Origin of the sequence: Aquimarina agarilytica ZC1 (assembly GCF_000255455.1) — a bacterium.
GTDB classification, from domain to species: Bacteria; Bacteroidota; Bacteroidia; order Flavobacteriales; family Flavobacteriaceae; genus Aquimarina; species Aquimarina agarilytica.
This window is the reverse complement of record NZ_JH621255.1, coordinates 1-12,339: the sequence shown is the minus strand read 5'-3', so window position 1 is coordinate 12,339 and position 12,339 is coordinate 1. Positions and strand designations below refer to the sequence as shown.

The following is a 12,339-nucleotide window of genomic DNA, read 5'->3' as shown; positions in this document are numbered from 1 at the left end:
ACGCTCTTGAAAAAGATTCGAAAACACTGAACTAATATGAGTTACCGACTTAAAACAAATTATAAAAAAATAATTGCTGATACCATTACACCAGTAAGTGTGTATTTAAAAATTAGAGATCGTTTTCCAAATAGTTTATTGCTGGAAAGTAGTGATTACCATGGGTCAGATAATAGTTTTTCATATATATGCTGCAATCCGATAGCTAGCATTACAGTTAAAGACGAAAAAATTACTCAAATGTACCCTGAAGGCAATGAGAAAGTAACAGAAATTACTTCGGAATCAGATATTCCTGAGGCAATCGAAGCTTTTGGAGGGATATTTAAAACAGAGGAGAGTGATTTTAAATTTATAAATAATGGATTGTTTGGCTATATATCTTACGATGCGGTGCGTTATTTTGAGGATGTTGAAATTAGTCAAAAGCCTAACAAATTAGATATTCCAGATGTATACTATGCCGTATATCAAAATATAATTGCGATTAATCATTTTAATAATGAAGCTTATATTTTTGCGCATACCTATAATAAGGAAAGTAATATTGAAGAAATAGCTTCATTAATTAATGTAAAAAACTTTGCTTCATATTCATTTGAATCAGTAGGGGAAACGACAAGTAATATTGACGATGAAACCTTTAAACAAAATGTGGCTATAGCTAAAAAACATTGTCAACGAGGTGATGTATTCCAATTGGTGTTATCTAAACGATTTTCACAACAATTTAAAGGGGACGAGTTTAATGTGTATCGCGCATTACGTAGTGTAAATCCTTCGCCTTATTTGTTTTATTTTGATTATGGAGATTTTAAAATTTTTGGAAGTTCGCCAGAAGCACAGTTAGTAGTGGACGAGGGTATAGCCGAAATACATCCAATTGCAGGAACATTTAAGCGTACGGGTGATGATGAAAAAGATGCGGTATTGGCTAAAAAATTAGCCTTAGATCCAAAAGAGAATAGTGAACATGTGATGCTCGTTGATTTAGCGCGTAATGATTTAAGTCGTAATGGGAGCCATGTAAATGTGGAGCGTTACCGTGAAGTACAATTTTATAGCCATGTCATACATTTGGTGAGTAAAGTGACGGGTAAAAAACATGAGAGTAGCTCAACAATGCAAGTGGTAGCTGACACCTTTCCTGCGGGTACTTTAAGTGGTGCGCCAAAACATATGGCTATGCAGCTTATTGAAAAATATGAAACAATTAACCGAGAGTTTTATGGTGGGGCCATAGGCTTTATGGATTTTAAAGGGAATTTTAATCATGCTATAATGATTCGAACATTTTTAAGTAAAAATCATAGTTTGCATTGGCAAGCTGGAGCAGGTTTAGTTACGGCAAGTAACGAAGAAAGTGAATTGCAAGAGGTATACAATAAACTTGGCGCATTAACTAAGGCTTTAAAACTAGCAGAAGAAATTTAAACTAGTTTCCTATTTTTCCATGTAAAAGGAAAACCACAAAAAAACAGTAGCGTTAATTAAATAAGATTCCTAGTAGTAGAGGAATAATAATTATGAAAAAAATATTAGTTATAGATAATTACGATTCGTTTGTTTACAATTTAGTTCACTATTTAGAGGATTTAGGTTGTGAAGTTATTGTAAAACGTAATGACCAATTGGCGTTGGAAGACGTAGAAGCTTTTGATAAAATTTTACTTTCACCAGGGCCTGGAATTCCTGATGAAGCTGGTTTGTTAAAGCCAATTATTAAAAAATATGCTGCTACAAAAAGTATATTTGGAGTTTGTTTGGGACAACAAGCCATTGGTGAGGTTTTTGGAGGAACACTCCGAAATTTAGACCAAGTATACCATGGAGTGGCAACAAAAATTGATACTGTAGTTACGGATGCGGTTGTGTTTGAAGGACTAGAAAAATCATTCGAAGTAGGCCGTTATCATTCATGGGTGGTGGCTAAAGATGGTTTTCCAGATAGTTTAGAAATTACTTCGCTAGATGAAAATGGGCAGGTAATGTCATTAAGACACCGAGAATTTGATGTCCGTGGGGTACAATTTCATCCCGAATCAGTATTGACTCCTGATGGCATGAAGATGCTTGAAAATTGGGTGAATAATTAAATTAATAGTTATTTATCAATTCCCTCAAAGGAGGTAATCTCATAGTGAGAAGAGTTTTAAGATGAAATAATCTAAAAATACTGAAGTTTACAGATAAAAAAAGGATTTATAAAATTATAATAGAATTGCAACCCCAAATTGCTAAATCAATTATAAAAGTAAATTGCCACTAGTTGATAGCTGGTAGCAATTCGCAAAGCGAATGAAAAATGAAAAACATATTAAACAGACTAATTAATCACGAAGTACTTAGCAAGCAGGAAGCTAAAGATATTTTGGTCAATATTTCTAACGGAAGTTATAACCCAAGCCAAATAGCCTCATTCCTTACGGTGTATATGATGCGAAGTATAACGGTAGAAGAATTAGAGGGATTTCGAGATGCATTATTAGAACTTTGCGTAGCGGTTGATTTAAGTGAATATAACCCTATTGATTTATGTGGTACAGGAGGTGATGGAAAGGATACGTTTAATATTTCAACCTTATCATCATTTGTTGCTGCTGGAGCAGGAATTAAAGTGACAAAGCATGGGAATTATGGAGTGTCTTCAACCTGTGGAAGTTCTAACGTAATGGAGCATTTGGGGATTAAATTTAGTAACAACAAAGACTTTTTAACCAAAAGTATTGATGAAACGGGTATTTGTGTATTACACGCACCTTTGTTTCATCCAGCCATGAAAAATGTAGCGCCTATTCGAAGGGAATTAGCCGTAAAAACATTTTTTAATATGCTTGGTCCTATGGTTAATCCAGCCTTTCCAACCAATCAAATGGTAGGTGTTTTTAATTTGGAATTAGCGCGTATGTATGGATATTTATATCAAAATGGAACTAAAAACTTTACCATTTTGCATGCCTTGGATGGGTATGATGAAATATCCTTAACAGGAAAAACCAAAACAATCACTAGGCAAACGGAAGCCATGTTAACACCAGATGATTTTGGAGTAACTCAGTTAAAACAATCGGATATTTATGGAGGAGATTCTATTGAATCTTCTGCTAAAATATTTGTCGATGTATTGAGCGGAAAAGGTACAGAAGCACAAAATAATGTGGTTTGTGCTAATTCAGGAATGGCTATAGCAACTGTATTGAATTTAACACCAAAAGAAGGTTTTGAAAAAGCCAAAGAAAGTTTACTCAGCGGAAAAGGCTTGGAAGTTTTAAAGAAAGTACAAGCACTTAATTAGTATTAAGTAGATAGTATAAAGTAGTAAGTTTTAAATGTAGGTATAGTATGAGTTTTTAGTTAGCCAACAACTGACAACTGACAACTGACAACTGACAACTAAATATGAATATATTAGATAAAATAGTAGCAGATAAACGGATTGAAGTCGATTTTAGAAAAGGCTTGATTCCTGTGTCTCAATTGGAACAATCGGTACTTTTTGAACGAGCTACAGTGTCATTAACAAAGGCACTTCGCGAAAGCGAAACAGGAATTATAGCCGAACACAAACGTAGATCACCTTCAAAATCGGTGATTAACCAAAAAAGTAGTGTTTGGGATGTGGCTAAAGGCTATGAAAAAGCAGGAGCTTGCGGAATGTCGGTATTGACTGATGGAAAGTATTTTGGAGGTTCATTAGATGATTTACTAGCTGCACGTGCTAGTGTTGATATGCCTTTGTTGCGTAAAGAATTTATTATTGATGAATACCAATTGCTCGAAGCAAAAGCTTATGGAGCCGATGTATGTTTGTTAATAGCGGCTTGTTTAACACGAAATGAAATTAAACACTTATCAGAATTTGCTAAAAAGTTAGGCTTAGATGTATTGTTAGAAGTACATAATCAAGAAGAATTAGAAAAATCCTTGATGCCTTCATTGGATATGTTAGGAGTGAATAATAGAAATTTAAAAACTTTTGAAGTAAGCTTGGAAACAAGCAAAAGTTTAAGTACTCAAATTCCTGATGATTTTGTTAAGGTTTCAGAAAGTGGTATTAGTTCAGTTGAAGCTATTAAGGAATTAAAACCTTACGGTTATCAAGGTTTTTTAATTGGTGAAAACTTTATGAAAACGGATGATCCAGCACAGAGTGCTATTGGGTTTATAGGGCAATTGTAAATTTCTAAATAAGAAAAAATGGAAGCAATTTTAATTACAGGGGTTACGGGTAATGTGGGGTCTCATGTATTATTTGAGTTGCTTTTTGAGCTATATACTCAAAAAAAGAAGCCCTCCATTTATGTGGTAATCAGAACTGGAAATGGAAAAAATGGACAGGAGCGTTTATATAATGAGGTGTTTGCTCCGGCGTTGATTCCAACAAAAATTAAGTCTTTTTATAAAGAGTACTTAGCAGATTGTATTCATGTATTGGAAGGGGATATTAGTGATTTTGTAATTCCTGAAAAAGCTGGAAATCAATTTACGGTGTATCATTTAGCGGCTTCGGTAAATTTAGGTAAGGGAGCTAAAGCCAAGCATGAAATCGCCGAAACAAACTATAAAAACACGAAGGCTTTTTTTGAAATTATAAAAAAACGCACAAAAAAATTAGTTTTTGTGAGTACCGCTTTTTCTCGAGGCGATATTGAAGGTGTGATTACGGATGATTATCATGGAGAAACAGATTTTAAATTCAGAAATTTTTATGAAGAATTTAAAATGAAAATAGAAAAGGAAGTCCTGCAATTTGCTGCAGCTAATAATTTTGAATGTATCATAGCAAGGCCTAGTGTGGTTTCGGGAAGGTTATTGGATGCTCCAAAATATGTGACTAATAGTTATATTGTGTTTTATGCAATTGGTGCTTTTTTTAGTAAAATGAAAGCACTGTATAAGGATATTGGAAGAGTGCGTATCGTATTAAATCCCGAAGGTGGTTTAAATATAGTACCTGTGGATTATGTAGCAAAAGCGATTGTTAGATCGGCAGCTTTAAAAGAACAACAAATTAATATTACGCTTACCAAAAACGTTGCTATTCAGTACTTATTAACTATGATGTTTAATAAATGTGGTATTGATGGGTTGGAATTTGTAACCGAGGAGCCTAAGGACAAAAGTGTTATTGAAGCCTTGTTTTACAAAACGGTAGGTGGACAATTGGCAAGTTATGCCATTTCAAAAAAACATCAGTTCGAATCTAAATTAGTACGTAAGCTTTTAAAAGATATTGAGGAACCCGATATGACTTCGGTGTTTAAGGAAATGTATGACTTTGCGCACAACATCAACTTTGATAATACGAATATAAATCCAGTGATTGGGTAATGGAAAAGAGAAAGCTAAAAATAAAAGTATGTGGAATGAAACAGCCCGATAATATTCGGGAAGTAGTTGCACTGGGCCCGGATTATTTGGGTTTTATTTTTTATCCAAAATCCCCCAGAAATTTTGATGGGGCGATTCCCACAGTTTCTGAAAGTATAAAAAAAACAGGGGTTTTTGTAGATGCTGATATTGATTTTATTATTGAAAAAGTTGAAAAGTATAATTTTAAAGCGGTTCAATTGCACGGTAGTGAAACAGCAAATTATTGTAAGGAGTTAAAAGCCAGGTTGAGCTTAATTTCTGTAAAAGCAATTAAGACTACTGATTTTGTTGAGGTGTTTAAAGTTTTTGGAATAAAAGACAGCTTTGACTTTAATGTATTAAAGGACTATGAGGCTTATGTGGATTATTTTCTTTTTGATACCAAAGGCAAAGAAAAAGGAGGGAATGGATATACTTTTGATTGGCAAGTATTGAAGGCTTATAAAAGTAACACACCGATTATTTTAAGCGGAGGTATTGGACCCAATGAATTACAAAAAATTGAACAAATCCTAAAAACAGATTTACCTATCCATGCCTTGGATTTAAATAGTAAATTTGAAATAGAACCGGGGCTGAAGGATGCCTTATTATTAAAAGAATTTTTAGAAAAGATAAATACAGTACAAAGTAATTAGTACTGAGTAGTAAGTAAAAAATAACTTAATACTCGGTACTTTGTACTCAATACTAATAGATATGGAATATCACGTTAACGAAAAAGGATATTATGGAGATTTTGGAGGAGCTTATATCCCCGAAATGCTTTATCCTAATGTAGAAGAATTACGAACGAAGTATTTAGAAATAATGAATCAACCTGAGTTTAAAGCTGAGTTTGATCAATTATTAAAGGATTATGTGGGTCGACCAAGTCCTCTATATTATGCCAAACGACTTTCGGAAAAATACCATACTAAAGTGTATTTGAAACGAGAAGACTTGAATCACACCGGTGCGCATAAAGTGAATAACACTATAGGTCAAATACTAGTTGCCAAAAAATTAGGTAAAAACCGAATTATTGCAGAAACTGGTGCGGGTCAGCATGGTGTGGCTACGGCAACGGTTTGTGCGCTTATGGGCATTCAATGTATTGTGTATATGGGTGAAATTGATATCAAACGACAAGCACCTAATGTAGCTCGTATGAAAATGCTTGGCGCAGAAGTTAGACCTGCAAAATCGGGAAGTAGAACCTTGAAAGATGCTACTAATGAGGCTATTCGTGATTGGATTAATAATCCTGTGGATACGCATTATATCATTGGATCGGCTATTGGCCCGCATCCATATCCAGATATGGTGACGCGTTTTCAGAGTATTATTTCGGAAGAGATTAAAGGGCAATTAAAAGAAAAAGAAGGTCGCGAGAATCCGGATTATGTAGTAGCTTGTATAGGTGGAGGAAGTAATGCAGCAGGAACGTATTATCACTTTTTGGATACGCCAGAAGTGGGAATTATAGCAGTAGAAGCAGCAGGTAAAGGGGTAGATAGTGGCGAAAGTGCGGCGACGAGTAAATTAGGGAAAGAAGGAATTATTCATGGTTGTAAAACCTTGTTAATGCAATCACCCGATGGACAGATTACGGAGCCTTATTCGATTTCTGCTGGCTTAGACTACCCGGGTGTTGGGCCAATGCATTCACATTTATCGCGCACAGGTAGAGCTGAATTCTTTTCGGTAACGGATGATGATGCTATGACAGCAGGTTTGGAGCTTTCACAATTAGAAGGAATTATTCCGGCTATCGAAACTTCACATGCACTAGCTATTTTTAATGAGAAAAAATTTAAGCCAGATGATGTGGTGGTGATTAGCCTTTCGGGAAGAGGAGATAAGGATTTGAATACTTATATCGACTATTTTAAATTATAAGTTAAAAATAGTATTAAGTAGAAAGTATGCAGTACAAAGTTTTTAATACTAAATGTGCGGTACTTAATACTATATACTAATTACTTTGTACTAAAAAAAATGAACAGAATAAATAAAAAATTAAGCGAAGACAAAAAGTTATTGTCTATATATTTTACAGCAGGATATCCTTCATTAAATGATACGGCTACAGTTATTAAAGAATTAGAAGATAACGGTGTGGATATGATTGAAATTGGATTGCCATTTAGTGATCCATTAGCAGATGGTCCAACTATTCAAGATAGTTCAACGGCAGCATTAAAAAATGGAATGACTACACAAAAGTTATTCGAACAGCTTGAAGGAATTAGAGATACCGTGAGTATTCCATTAATTATTATGGGGTATTTTAATCCAATGATGCAATATGGAGTAGAGGCTTTTTGTAAAAAATGTGCAGAATTAGGAATTGATGGCCTTATTATACCCGATTTACCTGTAGCTGAATACGATGAGCATTACAGAGCTACTTTTGAAAAATATGGATTGATTAATGTGTTTTTAATCACACCACAAACTAGTGAAGAGCGAATTCGATTTATTGATAGTGTTTCTAATGGATTTATTTATATGGTAAGTTCGGCAAGTGTCACTGGATCAACTTCAGGATTTGGAAATACGCAAGAGAGTTATTTTGATAGGATTGGAGCAATGAAGTTAAAAAATCCTCAGATCGTAGGTTTTGGAATTAATAATGCAGAAACATTTATTCAAGCAACCACTAAAGCAAAAGGAGCCATTATAGGATCAGCTTTTATAAAAATGATTACCAAAAAAGGAATTGATGGTATTCCCACATTTGTTAAGAGTATCAGATAATATTTTTTAGCATAAAAAAAGAAAAGTTCATTATATATAATGAGCTTTTTTTTTAAGAATACTATTTTATACTTTTGAACATATAATCTAAAATAAAATCTAAAAATAATGGAAGAAAAATTAGCATCAATTGATTTTGGGAAAATAACGACAATTGCTATTGATTACGGAATCAAAATAGGGCAAGCATTAATTTTATTACTAGTAGGTTTATGGGTGATAAAGCAAGTAGTTAGAGCAGTAAAAAAGATAATTAAGAAAACTGATATAGATGAGTCTTTAAGTGGTTTTTTAGTGAGCCTACTTACTTGGGCTTTAAAAATATTATTATTTATTAGTGTTTTAGGACAATTGGGAGTTGCTACAACATCATTTGTTGCAATTATTGGTGCTGCAGGTTTGGCTGTTGGTTTGGCATTACAAGGATCGTTGGCAAATTTTGCTGGAGGGGCATTGATTTTGTTATTTAAGCCTTTTAAGGTAGGAGATCTTATTGAAGCGCAGTCTGCAATAGGGGTAGTAAAGGAGATTCAAATATTTGTAACCAAAATTATTACACCCGAGAATAAAGAAGTAATTATACCCAATGGGGCATTGTCAAATGGTAATATTACTAACTTTTCAAGTACAGGACATTTACGAGTAGATTTAACAGTAGGTATTAGTTATTCGGATGATATAGAAAAAGCCAAAACAGTAATTATGGATACACTTATGAGTGATCCTAAAGTATTAAAGACTCCAGCTCCAACAGTAGCGGTTGGTGAGTTAGCTGATAGCTCAGTTAATATTTTAGTAAGACCTCATGCTACGGTAGCGGATTACTGGGATGTGTATTTTAATTCACTTCAGAATGTAAAAGTAGCATTGGATAAAGCAGGTGTTGAAATTCCATTCCCACAACAGGTGAATCATACGGCAAAATAGGGTTACAATACTAAATTAATTTTATAAAAAAGAGCAGTTATTGTAATGATAGGTGCTCTTTTTTATTATTGATAATTATATAAATTTAAAAATGCTAAAAATTTCGATTAAAAGTTATTCCGAATTAACCAAAGAGGAACTCTATGACATTTTACGTATCCGAAGTGAGGTTTTTGTGGTTGAACAGCGTATTGCGTATCAAGATATAGATTATAAAGATCAAAAAGCCATACATATAATGGGATATGTGAATGATGCATTAGTAGCTTATACTCGGGTTTTTAAGCCCAATGATTATTTTGAACAGGCAAGTATAGGTCGCGTTTTAGTTATAAAGAAGTACCGCAGGTTTGATTATGGAAAAGAAATTATGAAAGTGTCCATTGATGCAGTTGAACAGTATTTTAATGAAACTAAAATTAAAATTTCGGCACAATTATATCTAAAGCGTTTTTATACCAATCTTGGATTTGAAGCTTATGGAGATGTGTATATGGAAGATGAAATTCCACACACAGCTATGCTAAAAGAGGAATAAAATTAATTAGAAGTTTGATCCAACATTTTATATACATAGGGTAAAATTAATTCGGGATGTGCCCAAGCAATTTCGTGACCCTTTTGGGGGATAGAAACAATTTCTAATGAGGTAAACTTTTCCTTACTATAATTGATGTTGGTGTAAGGAACTAAATCATCTGCATCTCCGTGTATATGTATCACAGGGATGTTTACTTGATTCCAATCCTTATCTATTTTAGCCATTTCCGCGGCATGTATTGTTTTTTCATCACCAGCAACTCTGTAGCCTCTTGGCACCAGCCATCGAGTTAACCACCATTGTGTTAAGCGGGCACCCCAAATTTCTTTTTCTTGCTTAGGATCAATAGCTGGTTAAACCATGATGACTCCTTTTACGTTTTTGTTAATAACGGCAACTCTAGCTGCCAAAGGACCTCCATAGGAAGCCCCAATGCTTATTACATTTTTTAATTTATAATGATCAATTAAACGGCTCATGGCTTCGGCCTGAGGGGTGATTTCTGGCAATTCTTTTCCAAAATTTGAGTATCCATACCCAGGGCGATCAACAGCATGTAAATTTGCTTTTGAGATAAGCAAGCTGTCTTTTAAATACCCATTCCAAGTAGATAAAGAACTAGGAGAACCATGAAAAAAAACAATATTAAGCTCGCTTTGAGAATTGGTGATATGTTGAGTGCGTATTTTTAAGTTTAGGCTATCAATTTCAAAATAGTCTATCGAGGTCTGGATTTGATAGTCGTTAAATCGTTCAGCGATTTCTTTGTCGTTTTCTCTCCATTGCAACACGGTACATGAATTTAGAGAGCATAGTAAACATAAAAAAACAGTAATTTTTATAAAATTAAAAAGTAAAGAATTCATTTGTTACACATCTTTAATTATAGGGTGCTTTCAAAGCAATGGATTGTTTAAAGCTGTTTGAAAGTTAAATATCTAGCCATTGTTTAAAAGTAGCCGCTTTGTTTTTTTCAATAATAATATCAATTTCTGGATTGGGAGTAGTTTCAATTTTTAATTTATTGTTATCATATTTTATAATTTTACTAATAGCATAAATGCAGACTATAATTTGTCTATTTACTCTGAAAAAGAATTTTTCATCTAAATGGGAATAAATGTTGTCTAGTGTTTCCTGCGAAGTTGATTTTTGTCCATTTTTTTGTACAAAATAGGTAATCGTATTTTCTACAAAAATATAAGCAATATCTTCGGTGTTCACAGGAAGTAATTCATTTCTTAAGTAAGTTAAAATACGTTTTTTTTCGTGACCTTTTTGGGGTGTAATAGTTACATCAGAAATTTCCTTTTGAGATACTTTTGTAAATTCGGAAATGTTTTCTTGATATTTTTGCAGTGAGGTGTTTAATTTGTTTAAATCATCTTCAATTTTTGAATTTACTTTTATTAATTGATGCTCATAAACACTGCTAAGCCATCTAATAACTCCAAGAATAAAGAGTAGGAGGAGTAAACTTATAGTTAAAAAGGTATAGGCAATTTTGGTTTTTAAGTCATTGATTTGTTCTTGTAACACTTCTTTATTTAAATGTACGGCAACAATCCAATCAGATTCTTGGACTTGCAACAAAAAACTGGACAATTAGATAAGAGTTATGCAGCCATTTTATGATTATTTAATTCTAATTCAATTTCTGTAATATTTTTATAGTTTAAAGTTGAATGTCTTCTTTTAGAATTGTACCAAGTTTCTATCCATTCAAAGATGGATAATTCAGCTTCTGATTGGTTATTGTATTTTTTATGGTATACCAATTCTACTTTTAAAGATTTGAAGAAACTTTCCGCTACAGCATTATCCCAACAATTTCCCTTTCTACTCATACTTTGCTTTACAAATTCTCTATGTTTTATAAGCTCATTTCTAAACTTTCGACTGGCATATTGGACGCCTCTATCCGAATGAAAAATAAGTTTTTCTTTTATTGGATTATTTAGAATAGCCATTCTCCAAGCTTTCATTATTGTATGTTCTGTTGTTAGATCCTCACTCATTGACCAACCCACTACTTTTCTATGAAATAAATCAATAATTATAGTTAGATACATCCATCCTTTTTTAGTAGCTATATAGGTAATATCTGATACCCAAACACTATTTGGGTTAGCTACATTAAACTTTCTATCCAATAAATTAGGTGCAATAGGATAGTTGTGTTTTGAATCTGTAGTAGCTTTAAATTTACGTTTTCGTTTTGCAAACCAGTGATTAGCTTTCATAATTTTAGCTACTCTTTGCTTTGATATTTTATAGCCTAATTGTACGAGTTCAGCTCTAATTCTTGGCGCTCCATAACTCTGAGAACTAACTTCGAAAATTTTGAGAATTAAATCTCTAAATTTTATATTTTCTCACCAACGTTTACTTGGTACAGCCTTTAACCAATGATAGAATCCACTTCTACTGACTTTAAACATACTACAGATCTTCTCAACAGGAAACTTAAGTTTATGCATTTTTATAAACCTATATTTTTCTTGTCGCTCGTGGAGAAGATGCTCACCGCCTTTTTTAAGATTTCATTCTCCAGCTCTATATCTTTTAAACGTTTTTTTAGGTTAGCAATTTCCTTTTGGTCATCTGTCAGTTTTGGAATTCCTTTACCTGGAAAACTATTCTTCCCAAACTCCATTGATTATTTGCGCCAGCGACACAATACGGAGTAAGGAATGTTTAATACGCTTTTAATATAAATATTTCGTATATTTAAGGATGCCAAAATCATCTACTCT

The 12,339-nt window shown here is 33.3% G+C and carries 13 protein-coding genes and 1 pseudogene; 10 read left to right on the top strand and 4 right to left on the bottom strand.

The window, feature by feature from the left end; genetic code table 11:
* Positions 1 to 36 precede the first annotated feature (36 nt).
* From KQA_RS0207245 to KQA_RS0207200, 10 genes are all read left to right on the top strand, one after another.
* Positions 37 to 1,434: an anthranilate synthase component I family protein gene (locus KQA_RS0207245; protein WP_010179586.1), complete on the top strand. Its 1,398-nt coding sequence runs from the start codon at positions 37 to 39 to the stop codon at positions 1,432 to 1,434.
* A gap of 92 nt (positions 1,435 to 1,526) precedes the next feature.
* A complete protein-coding gene (locus tag KQA_RS0207240) occupies positions 1,527 to 2,096 on the top strand; it encodes an anthranilate synthase component II (RefSeq protein WP_010179584.1) in 570 nt (189 codons plus the stop codon).
* A gap of 209 nt (positions 2,097 to 2,305) precedes the next feature.
* On the top strand, positions 2,306 to 3,295 hold the full coding sequence (gene trpD / locus KQA_RS0207235) for an anthranilate phosphoribosyltransferase (RefSeq protein WP_010179583.1): 990 nt from the start codon (positions 2,306 to 2,308) through the stop codon (positions 3,293 to 3,295).
* A 104-nt stretch (positions 3,296 to 3,399) separates the two neighbouring features.
* Complete coding sequence (gene trpC, locus KQA_RS0207230) at positions 3,400 to 4,179, top strand: indole-3-glycerol phosphate synthase TrpC (protein ID WP_010179581.1); 780 nt, start codon at positions 3,400 to 3,402, stop codon at positions 4,177 to 4,179.
* Positions 4,180 to 4,197: 18 nt separating this feature from the next.
* The gene (locus KQA_RS0207225; RefSeq protein WP_010179579.1) at positions 4,198 to 5,331 is read left to right on the top strand and encodes an SDR family oxidoreductase; all 1,134 of its coding nucleotides are present in this window, start codon (positions 4,198 to 4,200) and stop codon (positions 5,329 to 5,331) included.
* Complete coding sequence (locus tag KQA_RS0207220; protein WP_010179576.1) at positions 5,331 to 6,011, top strand: phosphoribosylanthranilate isomerase; 681 nt, start codon at positions 5,331 to 5,333, stop codon at positions 6,009 to 6,011. The genes KQA_RS0207225 and KQA_RS0207220 overlap by 1 nt, the downstream gene beginning before the upstream one ends.
* Positions 6,012 to 6,072: 61 nt before the next feature.
* Complete coding sequence (gene trpB / locus KQA_RS0207215) at positions 6,073 to 7,254, top strand: tryptophan synthase subunit beta (protein ID WP_010179574.1); 1,182 nt, start codon at positions 6,073 to 6,075, stop codon at positions 7,252 to 7,254.
* Positions 7,255 to 7,353: 99 nt separating this feature from the next.
* On the top strand, positions 7,354 to 8,115 hold the full coding sequence (trpA, locus tag KQA_RS0207210) for a tryptophan synthase subunit alpha (RefSeq protein WP_010179572.1): 762 nt from the start codon (positions 7,354 to 7,356) through the stop codon (positions 8,113 to 8,115).
* Positions 8,116 to 8,223: 108 nt separating this feature from the next.
* A complete protein-coding gene (locus tag KQA_RS0207205; protein ID WP_010179570.1) occupies positions 8,224 to 9,042 on the top strand; it encodes a mechanosensitive ion channel family protein in 819 nt (272 codons plus the stop codon).
* 91 nt (positions 9,043 to 9,133) lie between these two features.
* A complete protein-coding gene (locus KQA_RS0207200) occupies positions 9,134 to 9,580 on the top strand; it encodes a GNAT family N-acetyltransferase (RefSeq protein ID WP_029209503.1) in 447 nt (148 codons plus the stop codon).
* Between the two features lie 2 nt (positions 9,581 to 9,582).
* Here KQA_RS0207200 and KQA_RS20705 read toward each other — a convergent pair whose 3' ends face one another.
* The 4 genes and pseudogenes from KQA_RS20705 to KQA_RS0207185 form a co-directional block, all read right to left on the bottom strand.
* Positions 9,583 to 9,861 carry an alpha/beta fold hydrolase gene (locus KQA_RS20705; protein WP_232285865.1) on the bottom strand — a complete coding sequence of 93 codons (279 nt, stop codon included), beginning with the start codon at positions 9,859 to 9,861 and terminating at the stop codon, positions 9,583 to 9,585.
* Between the two features lie 75 nt (positions 9,862 to 9,936).
* On the bottom strand, positions 9,937 to 10,449 hold the full coding sequence (locus tag KQA_RS20700) for an alpha/beta fold hydrolase (RefSeq protein WP_232285864.1): 513 nt from the start codon (positions 10,447 to 10,449) through the stop codon (positions 9,937 to 9,939).
* 64 nt (positions 10,450 to 10,513) lie between these two features.
* The gene (locus KQA_RS18670) at positions 10,514 to 11,188 is read right to left on the bottom strand and encodes a LytR/AlgR family response regulator transcription factor (protein WP_010179566.1); all 675 of its coding nucleotides are present in this window, start codon (positions 11,186 to 11,188) and stop codon (positions 10,514 to 10,516) included.
* An 11-nt stretch (positions 11,189 to 11,199) separates the two neighbouring features.
* Positions 11,200 to 12,284, bottom strand: a pseudogene (locus tag KQA_RS0207185) (IS3 family transposase); the annotation flags it as partial.
* Between the last annotated feature and the right edge of the window lie 55 nt (positions 12,285 to 12,339).